Here is a 14,496-nt window from a genome sequence, read left to right on the forward strand (position 1 = left end):
AAAAATGTCCTCGTTACGAAGTAGTTTTGTAGCGAGAAGTTAATAAGATGTCCCAGTAGCTCAGCTGGATAGAGCAACGGCCTTCTAAGCCGTCGGTCGGGAGTTCGAATCTCTCCTGGGACGCTAAAGGAAAACGTCATGTCATTAAGACATGACGTTTTTTTTGTAAAAAGGATTAAATATATCTATCGTATGATGTTAGGAATTCTGACATACAGTACCGAGTTTCTTCTATTATAATAAATACCCCTATTAAATACTCTATACTTTAAACTTTCTGGTTACATTTATAGATTAAATTAAAGTAAAGAAGCTTCCGTCTCAAAATCAAATTCAATGAGATCCCATCCTTCATCCAACCAACAAAAAGTCTGAAAAAAACGGTAAATAAATTCTTTTCCTATTGCTAGCAATTGGCAAAAACGGTGATATATAGCACTTTAGAACTGTAACTAAAAAAACAAAATTAAAAAAAATCAAACTTTTTATAATTTGAAAGAATGTGAATATATCAACAATGTAAGCGGATTCACTATTCTGAACATATTAAAAAGTTCTAAAAATTAATAAAAATGTAGTTGACTAAGGTTAAAAATGACGGTAACATTATGCTCAAATATATAAACAAAATATTTCAAATCTAGAAAAATTAATGGCGAAATTTGATGAAATTTCAAAGATATTGTTTTCTGAAATTTTCATTAATTTATACATTTAGAGTAAACTAATTATTAATTGAATATACGAACACGATGATGAGGATAAGTAATTTTGTGATTAGGGATGTACAGAGAGCCGGAATAGCTGAGAACCGGTAATCCTTCATAGAATGAACTCACCTCTGAGTATCAGCCTGAAAGAATTTACAAGTAGGGGTGATCGGGTGTTACACACACTCGTTACTAAAAAGGAACAGATTAGTTCATAAGAGCACGCGAATGAAACATGCGTGAACAAGGGTGGTACCGTGGAACAGGTTTTCAAAGCCTTTTCATCCCTTTGCCTATAATATTTAGGCGAGTTGAGGGATGGGAAGGCTTTTTATTTTGAAAAAAAGGATTTGAAAAGAGGGGGTCAACTCACGATGTTGCAAGGAGCAGCCTTTACAGAATCAAAGGCAATCAAAAAAACGCTAACTGGTGCTGATTTGTTACTAGAAGCGTTGAAAAAAGAAAATGTTGAAGTTATTTTTGGGTATCCAGGCGGTGCAGTTCTTCCGATTTACGACAAGCTTTATGATGCAAATATCCTTCATATTTTACCTAGACATGAACAAGGTGGAATTCACGCAGCCGAAGGTTATGCGCGTATTACTGGCAAACCAGGTGTCGTAATTGCTACCTCAGGTCCAGGAGCTACAAATATTGTAACCGGCCTAGCAGACGCCTTTTTGGATTCCTTGCCGCTCGTGGTTTTTACCGGTCAGGTTGCAACTAGTGTAATCGGAACAGACGCTTTTCAAGAAGCGGACATTCTTGGGATTACTACACCGATAACGAAGTATAATTATCAAATTCGAAATATTGAGGATATTCCGAGAATCATTAAGGAAGCCTTCTATATTGCATCAAGTGGTCGTCCAGGACCAGTCATAATCGATGTACCGAAGGACATTGCGGCTACGATTGTTGAGACTGTTCCAGAAGAAGTGGAAGTTAATCTTCCAGGCTACCAACCAAATCTTCAACCAAATTACATGCAAACTCGTAAATTAGTTGATGCAGTTAGCCAAGCAAAGCGTCCAGTCATTTTAGCAGGTGCGGGCATTCTGCATGCTAAAGCTTCTGAATTATTAAAACAGTATGCTGAACAACAGCAAATCCCAGTTGTTCACACATTACTTGGGCTAGGTGGTTTCCCGGCAGATCATCCATTATTTTTAGGGATGGGTGGAATGCACGGATGCTATACAGCCAATATGGCTTTATACGAAGCGGATTTACTCATTAATATCGGTGCAAGGTTTGATGACCGACTAACTGGAAACCTTCAGCATTTCGCTCCGAAAGCAGCGGTTGCTCATATTGATATTGACCCTGCTGAAATTGGAAAGAATGTTCCGACTGAAATTCCAATCGTAGCAGATGCAAAGGCAGCCTTAAAGCAATTAATTGAACAAAATGGCAAACCACCTGTTCATGAAGATTGGATGGCAACGTTAAACACTTGGAAAGAAAAGCACCCATATCATTATGATGGGGACAAAGAGCTTAAACCACAAAGAATTATCGAAATGCTTTATGAAAAAACAAAAGGCGATGCAATCGTTGTAACGGATGTTGGACAGCATCAAATGTGGGCTGCACAATATTACAAATTTAATAAAGCGGATCGATGGGTTACATCAGGTGGTTTAGGAACAATGGGCTTTGGTCTTCCTGCAAGTGTTGGTGCGCAGCTGGCTGATCGGGATGCAACGGTATTGTCCATTTCTGGAGACGGCGGCTTCCAAATGTGTACTCAAGAATTAATGGTTATTTCAGAACAAAAATTACCAATAAAAATCATTATCTTGAATAACCAATCACTAGGAATGGTTAAACAATGGCAAGAGTTATTTTATGAAGAAAGATACTCATACAGCCAAATACCAGCACAACCGCAATTTGTTAAGTTAGCAGAAGCATATGGTATTAAAGGCTATACGATTACAACTGAAGAGGAAGCCGAGCGCATCTTGACAGAGGTAATCAATAGTCCGGAGCCAGTTCTATTAGATTTCAGAATTTCACCGACTGAAAAAGTTTATCCGATGATTGCACCTGGAAAGGGACTTCATGAAATGGTAGGTGTTAAAGAATGAAGCGAATAATCACACTAACAGTCTTAAACCGACCTGGCGTTCTGAACCGTATTACAAATTTGTTTTCAAAGCGTAATTATAACATCGAGAGCATTACGGTTGGTCATTCAGAGCAAGAGGATATCTCAAGAATTACCTGTGTAGTAAATGTTGATAATGACGGTGTAATTGAACAAATTACGAAACAATTAAATAAGCAAATTGATGTTATTAAAGTAACGGATATTTCTGAACAGTCAATTGTAGCAAGAGAGCTTGCTTTAATAAAAGTTGTGTCTAGCCCAAGCACACGTGGAGAGATTTATTCGTTAATCGAACCATTCCGTGCATCAGTAATCGATGTAAGTAAAGACAGTTTGGTCATTCAACTTACAGGTGAACCTGACAAAATTGAAGCTTTCATAGAATTAATCAGACCATATGGCATCAAAGAATTAGCGAGAACTGGTGCGACTGCATTCCCTCGTGGAACACAGCGTCCTTCTAATAATCAAAAAAATATTTCTATTTTATAACCACAAAACTATACGAGATTAAAAGGAGAAGATTACAATGGCAAAAATGTATTATAACGGAGATGCAAACCCAGCATATTTACAAGGAAAAACTGTAGCAGTTATCGGATATGGTTCACAAGGTCATGCTCACGCTCAAAATATGAGAGAAAGCGGAGTTAGCGTAGTAATCGGTTTAAGAAAAGGCGGTTCTTGGAACAAGGCAGTTGAAGATGGTTTTGAAGTATTATCGGTTGGCGACGCAACTGCAAAAGCAGATGTAGTAATGATCCTTCTTCCGGATGAGCTTCAACCAAAAGTATATAATGAAGAAATTAAACCTAATTTAACAAACCAAGCGTTAATGTTTGCTCACGGCTTTAACATCCACTTTAATCAAATCGTTGCACCAAAAGAAAGTGATGTATTGCTAGTAGCTCCTAAAGGTCCAGGACATTTAGTTCGCCGTACTTACACTGAAGGCGCTGGAGTTCCTGCATTATTTGCAATCTACCAAGATGTTACAGGAGAAGCTCGTGAATTAGCATTAGCTTATGCACATGCAATTGGTTCATTAAGAGCAGGTGCGCTTGAAACAACATTTAGAGAAGAAACTGAAACAGATCTATTCGGAGAGCAAGCAGTTCTTTGTGGAGGTACTTCTGCACTAGTTAAAGCTGGTTTCGAAACTCTAGTTGAAGCAGGTTACCAACCAGAATTGGCTTATTTTGAAACTTTACACGAATTAAAATTAATCGTTGATTTAATGTACGAAGGTGGATTAGCGAACATGCGCTATTCAATCTCTGATACAGCTCAATGGGGCGATTTCGTAACAGGCCGTCGTATCGTAACAGATGCTGTTAAAGCTGAAATGAAAGAAGTATTAAAAGATATCCAAGAAGGACGCTTTGCTAAAGGCTGGATCTTAGAAAACCAAGCTGGTCGTCCTGAATTCACTTCAATCAACAGACAAGAAAACGAACACCAAATTGAAGTGGTTGGTAGAGAATTAAGAAAAATGATGCCATTCGTTAACCAAAAGAACAAGGAAGTGGTTGCCAGGTGCAAAAAATTAAAATCTTCGATACAACGTTAAGAGATGGAGAGCAATCTGCCAGAGTCAATTTAAACCATACAGAAAAGCTTGAAATAGCGAGACAACTTGAACGTGTAAACGTAGATATTATTGAAGCTGGATTTCCCGCTGCTTCAAAGGGTGATTTTCAATCCGTACAAAAAATTGCCCAAACTATCAGAGGTTGTTCTGTCACTGGCTTAGCGCGTTCCGTCGTTAACGATATCGATGCTGCTTGGGAATCCTTAAAGGATGGAGCAGAACCGAGGTTGCATACGTTTATCGCAACCTCCCCGATTCATCGGGAATATAAGTTGAGACAATCTAAAGAACAGGTAATAGAGACTGCTGTTGCTGCGGTTAAATACGCAGCTCAAAAGTTCCCGATTATTCAATGGTCTGCTGAAGATGCAAGCCGGACTGAATTACCATACCTAGCTGAAATTGTTGAAGCTGTTATACAAGCTGGAGCAAGAGTAATTAATTTACCTGATACAGTCGGCTATGGTACACCTCAAGAGTATGGCCAAATGTTTGCATACTTAAGAGAACATGTACCATCGATTGACAAGGTAAGCCTTTCAACGCACTGTCACGATGATTTAGGAATGGCTGTTGCCAATTCCTTAGCAGCTGTGGAAAATGGCGCTACTCAAGTCGAGGGTACCTTTAATGGAATTGGTGAACGGGCAGGAAATGCTGCACTTGAAGAAGTGATTATGGCACTGTACATTCGAAAAGATTTCTATAAAGCAGAATCTCGAATCGTTCTAAATGAAATTTTCCGTACGAGTACATTAATCAGTAAACTGACTGGTATGCCGATCCCTGCAAATAAAGCAGTGGTTGGGCGCAACGCGTTTGCGCATGAGTCAGGCATCCATCAAGATGGTGTGCTAAAAGAAAAATCGACGTATGAAATTATTTCTCCAGAATTAGTGGGAGTCAAATCTAACTCATTAGTGCTTGGAAAACATTCTGGAAGACATGCGTTTAAAATCCGTTTGCAAGAACTTGGGCTAAATGTTCCTGATGAAGACATTGCTCACTTGTTTACAATTTTCAAAGAGTTAGCTGATCGCAAGAAAGAAATGACAGATGATGATTTAGTCGCGATTGTTCTTGATGAAAGACTTTCAAAAGATCAAGAAAGTTTCTACGAATTAAAATCTGTGCAAATTCATAATACTTCTGATCAAATACATACGGCGACAGTAACTTTGTCTGGCCGTAATAATGAGATCATTGAAGAATCAGCTAGCGGTGCAGGAAGTGTTGAAGCACTATATAATACGTTGGAGCGGTGCGTGAAGGAACAAGTACACCTTCTTGATTATCGCATTCAATCTGTAGGTGCTGGTCGTGATGCTCTTGCCCAGGTGTTTGTCAACCTAAACTATGCAGGAAAAGAATCAAGCGGCCGTGGGCTTGCGCAGGATGTTATTGAAGCATCTGCAAAGGCATATTTAAATGCCGTTAACAGAGTCATTTATTTAGAAGAACAGTCCCAAGTGTTTAGTGAGGGATCTCGATAAAAAAAAGAAAGGCGCCGCAAAATGACTTAAGAAATATAAAGTCGCTGGCGCCTTCTACTTTAAATTTTTTAGGCTGTGTTAAAGAACGTTTTTGATTATTTGAGCATCTGTTGATTGGAGCAGAAGGTGCTAGACTCCTGCGGGAGTAGGTGTCGCGGGAGACCCCACAGGCGCTAAAGCGCCGAGGAGGCTCCCGAACTCCCCGCGGAAAGGGAGTACCTGGAGCGGAAATCAACAGACAAATTTAACAGAGTCTAAATTTAAAAAAGGGGATGAGATTACGTGGAAAAACGTATTGCTGTCTTACCTGGTGATGGTATTGGTAAAGAGGTAACAAACGGTGCAATCGCTGTATTACAGGCTGTTGCAGAACGTTTCAATCATCAATTTCATTTTTCCTTTGGGAAAATTGGTGGAAATGCAGTCGATTCAGATGGTACACCATTACCAGATGAAACAATTAAACTTTGTAAACAAAGCGATGCTGTATTACTTGGTGCAGTCGGTGGACCAAAGTGGGATAAAATCGCAGTGGAGCTTCGCCCAGAGCAAGGCCTATTAAAAATTCGTAAAGAATTAGAGTTGTTCGGAAATCTTCGTCCAACTATTTATTACCAGAGTCTAGCCGATTCTTCACCGCTCCGTAAAGAAATCATTGAGAACATCGATATTCTAATGGTGCGTGAATTAACAGGCGGTATTTATTTTGGAACGCCAAGAGAACGGACCAATCGTAATGGCGAACCAGGTGCGCTTGATACCCTTTACTACTCCCGCCGCGAAATCGAACGAGTGGTTCGAACTGCCTTTGAATTAGCGAGTACGCGTAAGAAAAAGGTTACATCTGTTGATAAAGCAAATGTATTAGAATCTAGTAGATTATGGCGTGAAGTAGCTGAAGAGGTTGCCAAGGAATTCCCTGAAGTAACACTTGAGCACATGCTTGTTGATAATGCCGCGATGCAGCTCATTAAAAATCCTAAACAATTTGACGTTGTTGTAACGGAAAATATGTTTGGTGATATTTTAAGTGATGAAGCATCAGTTATAACTGGTTCCCTTGGAATGCAGCCATCAGCAAGTATTTCTGAAAATGGACCATATTTATATGAGCCAATTCACGGCACTGCGCCTGATATTGAAGGTTTAAACCTTGCTAATCCAATTGGAGCCATTTTATCAGCAGCGATGATGCTCCGTGTATCCTTTGGATTAACGGAAGAAGCAGATGCAATTGAAGCAGCAGTAAATCAAGTCCTTGCTTCAGGCTACCGTACGGCTGATGTTGCACAGGCTGATAGCAAAAAGGTTTCAACCACTGAAATGATCGATGAAATCAAAGCTTCTATTCTTGATACAGAAGCTCTATTGAAAATCCAAAGCTGCTATTCATAAGGCTTTGTAATGCCGATTGTTGACTATTGAGCAATCTGTTGATTGGAGCGCCTGGAGCGGAAATCAACAGAAACAAATTATAAAGCCTAATACAGTAAGGGGAAAGAGTGTACATGGGTAAATCAATTATCGAAAAAATCTGGGCCAACCACATCGTTCATCAAGAGGAAGGCAAACCGGATTTATTATATATCGACTTACATCTTGTTCATGAAGTGACCTCTCCACAGGCATTTTCTGGATTAAGATTGAAACAACGGAAAGTAAGAAGACCAGATAAGACGTTTGCGACAATGGATCACAACGTTCCTACTGATAATCCTTTTGATATAAAGGATACAATTGCATTAAATCAAATTACAACACTTGAGCGTAACTGCGCTGAATTCGGCATTACATTAGCCGATTTAGAAAGTCCAGAACAAGGTATCGTCCATGTAATTGGTCCAGAGTTAGGACTAACTCAACCTGGAAAAACGATTGTTTGTGGTGATAGCCATACATCTACTCACGGTGCTTTCGGAGCCTTGGCATTTGGTATTGGAACAAGTGAAGTCGAGCATGTATTAGCAACACAAACTCTTTGGCAAACAAAGCCAAAAACATTGAAATTAGATATTAAAGGTCGTCTAGCAGAAGGTGTAACAGCAAAAGACGTCATCCTTTATATTATTGCTAAATACGGAATCAATTTTGGTACCGGATATGTTATTGAATATTGCGGTGAAGCAATCCGTAGCATGTCAATGGATGAGCGTATGACCATTTGTAATATGTCGATTGAAGGTGGCGCTCGAGCAGGCCTTGTTAGTCCTGATGAAACAACGTTCTCTTATTTAAAAGGGAGAAAATATGTGCCAACAGGAGAAGCATATGATGCATTAGTAGAAAAATGGCGCGAGCTTGCTTCTGATGCTGATGCAGAATATGACTTAGTCATCGAAATTGATGGTGATGACATTGCTCCGATGGTGAGTTGGGGAACAAATCCTTCTATGACTGCACCAATCGATGGAAGAACTCCTTTGTTATCAGAGTGTGAAACAGAAAATGATCGTAAGGCTGTAGAGCGTGCGCTTCAATATATGGGACTTAAAGAAGGCCAATCAATTGAAGATATCGCCGTCCAACATGTATTTATCGGCTCCTGTACGAACTCTCGAATTGAAGACCTACGTGCAGCAGCAGAAGTGATTAAAGGAAAAACGGTACATCCAAATGTGCGAGCACTTGTTGTTCCTGGATCACAGCAGGTCAAAGCAGCTGCTGAAGCAGAAGGCATAGATAAAGTGTTTACAGATGCAGGTTTTGAATGGAGACATGCGGGTTGCAGTATGTGCTTAAGCATGAATGCCGATGTTGTTCCGGCTGGTGAACATTGTGCCTCAACTTCAAATCGTAACTTTGAAGGAAGACAAGGTTCTGGTGCACGTACCCATTTAGTAAGCCCGGCAATGGCAGCTACAGCAGCTATTTATGGCCATTTTGCTGATGTAAGAAAGCTTCATGCTTCAGAAGTAGCTAATTAATCTTCTAGTCGAACCTTTGATTTTTATTAGATAGATTGAACGAATTGAGAGGAGGCGCTAATGTGAGCGGATTTAAAGAGTTAAAAGGAAAAGCCGTTGCTCTTGACCGAGTGAACGTGGATACTGACCAAATTATTCCTAAACAATTTCTTAAAAGAATAGAAAAAACAGGTTTTGGACAATTTCTCTTTTTCGATTGGCGTTTCAAAGCAGATGGGGAACCAAATCCAGAATTTGAATTGAATTTTCCGGAAAATCAAGGTGCATCCATTTTAATTACAAATGAGAATTTCGGTTGTGGATCTTCTCGTGAGCACGCACCATGGGCGTTATTAGATTATGGATTCCAGGTTGTTATTTCAACCTCTTTTGCCGATATTTTTCACCAAAACTGTTTGAAAAATGGGATGCTGCCAATTAAATTGACTCCAGAAGAAATTAAATACCTTCTAGAGGCAGCAAAGCAGCAGCCATACAACCTAACCATTGACCTAGAAGGGCAAGTGGTGAAGGATGAAGCAGGTTTCAGTGCATCATTTGAAATCCACCCTTATTGGAAGCATATGCTCTTAAATGGATGGGATGAAATCGAAATTACGCTGCAACTTGACGAAACAATTGCCAAATACGAAGCAGCACATTCTTAATTTATAGGCTGTGTTAAAGAACGTTGTTGATTTTTGAGCAATCAGTGATTGAAGCGGAAGGTGCGAGACTCCTGCGGGAGCAGGTGTCACGGGAGACCCCACAGGTGCGATAGCACCGAGGAGGCTCCCGAACTCCCCGCGGAAAGGGAGCACTTGGAGCGGAAATCAACAGATATATTTGACAAAGCTAATTTATAAAAAAGATTCACAGTTCTATCTGTGAATCTTTTTTTAGGATGAATGGAAAATCAGCATGATTAGTTCAAAGCTTTTTGTATTTTCAAAAGTCTCATGCTAAACTAACCTCAAACTAAAAAAAGGGAGTACCTTCATGAAAAAGAGGGAACGGTTTAAAAAAAACGGCAATATCATCCTCTTTCCAGATTTAGATAAAAGGTTGGTTGAAAAGGGGCTTGATCAACTTAAACAAAAAAACTTTTCTGCCGCTATCGAGTTACTAAATGAAGCCAGTCAGCTAAATCCTGATAACGAGGATGTTTTCATCGGACTAGTTCTTGCCTATTTTGAAGCAGGCAACTATAACGAAGCAAATAAGCTTGCAAAAAAATTACTTCAAACAGGTATCGGTGACTATTTTAAAATAGTGGATATGTACATAATGATTCTCGTTCAGCAGCATGAGTATGCTGAAATTGTCATGACAATCGAAGCGTTATTAGAGGAAAAAGAGGTACCGCCTGAAAAGATAGAGCATTTTATGAACATGCTTCAATTTAGTCGTAAGGTGGCTAATTCCGTTCAGGAACAACCGGAACCTGGATACTATCGATCACCGTCAAAAGACTGAGCTAAAGTTTGATTTGTTCTCCATCATCGACCCTGGAGAACAAGTCCAGCTTGCTGGTCAATTAGCGAGCTCCAATGTGCGTGCCTACATCGATGAGCTTGCAGACTATCTTGAATCAGATGCAGGCGATCCTTTTTTTAAAACGATTTTGTTAACGGTTTTAAAAGAGCAGGACTACGACAAAAAAGTTTTAGTAAAAAAGTTTTCTAGACAAGTTGCAATAACACCTAATCAATTATTTGAAGTTGATTCACACCCTGATTATCAAGCGTGTGTTCGAATTGTAGAAGCTGAGCTAGAAAATGAGGATCCGATTCTTTTGGACAGTATTAAACAATTAATGGAACGATATTTCTTTCTTCTTTACCCCTTTCGAACGGAAACGGGAAGCGCAACGGATTGGTCTGCTGCTTTCTATTTTATTGCGTCGGCTTATTTTGGATTGGAAAAAGAGATGGACCAAGTTTTAGAATTATACGGCGCAAATGATAGCGCAGTAAGGGATGCGGTTGAGTTAATTGGTAGGATAGAAGAAAATTCTTCTTTCTAAATAAGGCTTGGCTGTTGAAACAAAAGGAACCTATGTTATAATATAGTGGTTGTATTGTGCGAAAAACACAAAAATACTTATTTTATGGATTTTGATTGCTAGTCATGAAAGATTCATACCATTTCGTTAAGAATGAAAATGAGAATAGATTGTTGGAGGGAAAAAATAGTATGTCAGCAAAGTTCGAAAAATTAGAAGGGAACCAAGTGGTTCTTACAGTTGAAGTAGATGCAGAAAAAGTAAACGAAGGTTTAGACGCTGCATTCAAAAAAGTTGTTAAACAAGTTAACGTACCAGGCTTCCGTAAAGGGAAAATGCCTCGCCAAATGTTTGAAAAGCGTTTTGGCATTGAATCATTATATCAAGAAGCAATTGATTATCTTCTTCCTGAAGCTTATTCAAATGCAATCGATGAGACAGGTATTGATCCAATCGACCGTCCTGAAATTGATGTAGAGCAAATCGAAAAAGGAAAAAGCTTCATCTTCACAGCTAAAGTACAAGTTAAACCAGAAGTTAAACTTGGCGAATACAAAGGCTTAGAAATTGAAGCATTCGATACAAATGTAACTGACGAAGAAGTTGATGCAGAAATCAAGAAGCTTCAAGAGCGTCATGCTGAATTAGTCGTTAAAGAAGAGGGTACTGCTGAGCTTGGCGATACAGTAGTTATCGACTTTGCTGGTTATGTAGATGGAGTAGCATTTGAAGGTGGTACTGCTGAAAACTACACACTTGAACTTGGTTCAGCTTCATTCATTCCAGGATTTGAAGATCAATTAGTTGGTCTTGCTACTGGCGAAGAAAAGGATGTAGAAGTTACATTCCCAGAAGAATACCATGCTGCTGATCTTGCTGGCAAACCAGCTGTATTCAAAACAAAGGTTCATGAAATTAAAGGGAAAAGTGTTCCTGAGTTAGATGATGAATTTGCTAAGGATGCAGATGATGAAGTTGAAACACTTGATGCATTAAAAGCGAAAATCAAAGATCGCTTAGCTCATGATAAAAAACATCAAGAAGAGCACCACATTCAAAATTCAGTAGTTGAAAAAGCTACTGCAAATGCTGAAGTAGAGGTACCTGAAGTAATGATCGATTCAGAAGTAGGTCGTATGCTTCAAGAATTCGAACAACGCTTACAAATGCAAGGGATGAACCTTGAGTTATACTTCCAATTCTCAGGTCAAGACGAAGCAGCTCTTCGTGAACAAATGAAAGAAGAAGCAGCACAACGCGTTCGTGGAAACCTTACTTTAGAAGCTATCTCTAAAGCTGAAAACATCCAAGCTACTGATGAAGATGTTAATGCAGAATTAGAAAAAATGGCTGAAATGTACAAAATGTCTGTTGAAGATATCAAGAAGGCAATTGGCGGAGCAGAAGGAATCAAAGCAGACCTTTCAATCAGAAAAACAGTTGAATTCTTAGTAGAAAACAGCACTACAAAAGCTGAATAATTACAAAAAGTAATCTAAATTTTATACTGTTAGTACTTTAAAAAAACAAGGCGCGATTTTATCGTGCCTTGTTTTATACAAAACACACATACATATATTATAATAGAGCTAAGGGAAATCCTTTCCTAAAAATTCTGTAAGTTTAAGAGGGTAAGGAATTTCCAAAATTTTTTTCGGAAGATTTTTAACACACCGATTTAAGAAGTTGTTTTATGGTTAAGCTTAATTAGTACATATTTTTTTCTTATTGTGAACTCGGGTTAGCCTCCCTGAAATGAAAACTTTATTCGTTCAAGTGTTATCATTTCCTGTCTGCTTCAAAAGTGTGTTACAATCCAATATACATAACTGTAGGAATATTGAAAAAATAGGCTAATCAGAGTTCGATTGATTTGATCCAAACAATAAATGTAAAAGTTTTTATCGAGGGGTGAAGTCATTGTTTAAATTTAATGATGAAAAAGGACAATTAAAGTGTTCATTCTGCGGTAAGACGCAGGATCAAGTCCGCAAATTGGTTGCTGGACCAGGTGTATATATATGTGATGAATGTATTGAGTTATGTACTGAAATTGTTGAAGAGGAATTAGGAACAGAAGAAGAAGTAGAATTCAAAGACGTTCCAAAACCGAAAGAAATTCGCGATATTCTTGACGAATATGTTATCGGACAGGATCAGGCCAAGAAGTCACTTTCCGTAGCTGTGTATAACCACTATAAACGGATTAATTCGAATAGTAAGATTGATGATGTTGAATTGTCAAAAAGTAATATTTGTATGATTGGACCTACAGGTAGCGGGAAGACCTTATTGGCTCAAACATTAGCTCGTATTCTAAATGTACCGTTTGCGATTGCTGATGCCACTTCCTTAACTGAAGCAGGTTATGTTGGTGAGGATGTCGAAAATATCCTTCTTAAATTGATTCAAGCAGCAGATTACGATGTTGAAAAGGCAGAAAAAGGAATCATCTATATTGATGAAATCGATAAAATTGCCCGTAAATCTGAAAATCCTTCTATTACTCGTGATGTATCTGGTGAAGGTGTTCAGCAGGCGTTACTTAAAATTTTAGAAGGTACTGTTGCAAGTGTTCCGCCTCAAGGTGGAAGAAAGCATCCACACCAAGAATTTATTCAAATTGATACAACGAATATTTTATTTATTTGTGGTGGTGCTTTTGATGGCATCGAACCAATTATTAAACGCCGTCTCGGCCAAAAGGTAATTGGATTTGGTTCTGATTCAAAAACAGTAGAAATTGCCCAAAAAGATTTGTTATCAAAAGTTCTTCCAGAAGACCTTTTACGTTTTGGGTTAATTCCAGAATTTATCGGTCGTCTTCCGGTTATTGCTAGTCTTGAGCAGTTAGATGAAGACGCATTAATCGAAATTTTAACGAAGCCGAAAAACGCGCTTGTTAAGCAATTCCAAAAAATGCTGGAGCTTGATGATGTTGAATTAGAGTTCGAGCAAGATGCATTAAAGGAAATTGCGAAAAAAGCAATTGAACGTAAAACCAGGTGCTCGCGGCTTGCGCTCCATCATTGAAGGAATCATGTTAGATGTAATGTTTGATCTTCCTTCACGTGATGATATCACGAAATGTATCATTACTAGTGATACTGTGATTGAAAATAGCATACCAAAATTAGTCCTTGAAGATGGGACTGTAGTAGAAGAACAACGTAAAACATCTGCATAATATGTAAAAATCCAACCGAGTTAATAGCTCGGTTGGATTTTTGTTTTTAATGTAGTTTTGAAGCCGAAAAAAGAGAGAGGAAGGTAACGATAGCCGATTTATCGTGCCCGTGAAGCCGAAAAAAGAGAGAGGAAGGTAACGATAGCCGAGTTATCGTGCCCGTGAAGCCGAAAAAAGAGGGAGGAAGGGAACGATAGCCGAGTTATCGTGCCCATGAAGCTGAAAAAAGAGGGAGGAAGGTAACGATAGCCGATTTATCGTGCCCGTGAAGCCGGAAAAAGAGGGAGGAAGGTAACGATAGCCAAGTTATCGTGCCCGTGAAGCCGAAAAAAGAGGGAGGAAGGTAACGATAGCCGGGTTATCGTGCCCATGAAGCTGAAAAAAGAGGGAGGAAGGTAACGATAGCCGATTTATCGTGCCCATGAAGCCGAAAAAAGAGAGAGAAAGGTAACGATAGCCGATTTATCGTGCCCGTGAAGCCGAAAAAAGAG

Annotated in this window: 10 protein-coding genes, 1 tRNA gene, 1 pseudogene and 1 other annotated feature; all 12 genes and pseudogenes read left to right on the forward strand. The window is 39.0% G+C overall.

Annotated features, from left to right (window positions below):
• Positions 1 to 49: 49 nt before the first annotated feature.
• The 12 genes and pseudogenes from RGF10_RS06140 (at position 50) to clpX (ending at position 14,005) form a co-directional block, all read left to right on the forward strand.
• A tRNA-Arg gene (locus tag RGF10_RS06140) sits at positions 50 to 123 on the forward strand.
• A 620-nt stretch (positions 124 to 743) separates the two neighbouring features.
• Positions 744 to 1,002, forward strand: a binding site (T-box leader).
• Positions 1,003 to 1,084: 82 nt separating this feature from the next.
• The gene (gene ilvB / locus RGF10_RS06145; protein WP_318508136.1) at positions 1,085 to 2,803 is read left to right on the forward strand and encodes an acetolactate synthase large subunit; all 1,719 of its coding nucleotides are present in this window, start codon (positions 1,085 to 1,087) and stop codon (positions 2,801 to 2,803) included.
• Positions 2,800 to 3,318: an acetolactate synthase small subunit gene (ilvN, locus tag RGF10_RS06150; RefSeq protein WP_318508138.1), complete on the forward strand. Its 519-nt coding sequence runs from the start codon at positions 2,800 to 2,802 to the stop codon at positions 3,316 to 3,318. The genes ilvB and ilvN overlap by 4 nt, the downstream gene beginning before the upstream one ends.
• A gap of 37 nt (positions 3,319 to 3,355) precedes the next feature.
• Positions 3,356 to 4,396: a ketol-acid reductoisomerase gene (ilvC, locus tag RGF10_RS06155; protein ID WP_318508140.1), complete on the forward strand. Its 1,041-nt coding sequence runs from the start codon at positions 3,356 to 3,358 to the stop codon at positions 4,394 to 4,396.
• Entirely contained in the window at positions 4,363 to 5,910 is a 1,548-nt protein-coding gene (locus tag RGF10_RS06160) for a 2-isopropylmalate synthase (protein ID WP_318508142.1), read from the forward strand. The genes ilvC and RGF10_RS06160 overlap by 34 nt, the downstream gene beginning before the upstream one ends.
• A 282-nt stretch (positions 5,911 to 6,192) precedes the next feature.
• Positions 6,193 to 7,305 (forward strand): 3-isopropylmalate dehydrogenase, encoded by a 1,113-nt coding sequence (leuB, locus tag RGF10_RS06165; RefSeq protein WP_318508143.1) that lies wholly within the window; start codon positions 6,193 to 6,195, stop codon positions 7,303 to 7,305.
• 113 nt (positions 7,306 to 7,418) lie between these two features.
• On the forward strand, positions 7,419 to 8,834 hold the full coding sequence (gene leuC, locus RGF10_RS06170; RefSeq protein ID WP_318508145.1) for a 3-isopropylmalate dehydratase large subunit: 1,416 nt from the start codon (positions 7,419 to 7,421) through the stop codon (positions 8,832 to 8,834).
• A 62-nt stretch (positions 8,835 to 8,896) separates the two neighbouring features.
• On the forward strand, positions 8,897 to 9,481 hold the full coding sequence (gene leuD, locus RGF10_RS06175) for a 3-isopropylmalate dehydratase small subunit (protein WP_318508147.1): 585 nt from the start codon (positions 8,897 to 8,899) through the stop codon (positions 9,479 to 9,481).
• A 331-nt stretch (positions 9,482 to 9,812) separates the two neighbouring features.
• Positions 9,813 to 10,289: a tetratricopeptide repeat protein gene (locus tag RGF10_RS06180; protein ID WP_318508149.1), complete on the forward strand. Its 477-nt coding sequence runs from the start codon at positions 9,813 to 9,815 to the stop codon at positions 10,287 to 10,289.
• Positions 10,290 to 10,302: 13 nt separating this feature from the next.
• Positions 10,303 to 10,839, forward strand: coding sequence for a hypothetical protein (locus RGF10_RS06185; RefSeq protein ID WP_318508151.1), 537 nt, complete (start codon positions 10,303 to 10,305; stop codon positions 10,837 to 10,839).
• Between the two features lie 170 nt (positions 10,840 to 11,009).
• The gene (gene tig, locus RGF10_RS06190) at positions 11,010 to 12,299 is read left to right on the forward strand and encodes a trigger factor (RefSeq protein ID WP_318508153.1); all 1,290 of its coding nucleotides are present in this window, start codon (positions 11,010 to 11,012) and stop codon (positions 12,297 to 12,299) included.
• 439 nt (positions 12,300 to 12,738) lie between these two features.
• Positions 12,739 to 14,005: pseudogene (gene clpX, locus RGF10_RS06195) on the forward strand (ATP-dependent protease ATP-binding subunit ClpX).
• Positions 14,006 to 14,496 lie beyond the last annotated feature (491 nt).

Origin of the sequence: Bacillus sp. T3, assembly GCF_033449965.1 — a bacterium.
Lineage (GTDB): Bacteria > Bacillota > Bacilli > Bacillales > Cytobacillaceae > Bacillus_BU.

What these genes read in the sequence shown, in the direction of transcription:
- ilvB (WP_318508136.1), top strand. Translation starts at nt 1,085, where the DNA reads ATGTTGCAAGGAGCAGCCTTTACAGAATCAAAGGCAATCAAAAAAACG.
- ilvC (WP_318508140.1), top strand. Translation starts at nt 3,356, where the DNA reads ATGGCAAAAATGTATTATAACGGAGATGCAAACCCAGCATATTTACAA.
- leuC (WP_318508145.1), top strand. Translation starts at nt 7,419, where the DNA reads ATGGGTAAATCAATTATCGAAAAAATCTGGGCCAACCACATCGTTCAT.
- RGF10_RS06180 (WP_318508149.1), top strand. Translation starts at nt 9,813, where the DNA reads ATGAAAAAGAGGGAACGGTTTAAAAAAAACGGCAATATCATCCTCTTT.
- tig (WP_318508153.1), top strand. Translation starts at nt 11,010, where the DNA reads ATGTCAGCAAAGTTCGAAAAATTAGAAGGGAACCAAGTGGTTCTTACA.
- ilvN (WP_318508138.1), top strand. Translation starts at nt 2,800, where the DNA reads ATGAAGCGAATAATCACACTAACAGTCTTAAACCGACCTGGCGTTCTG.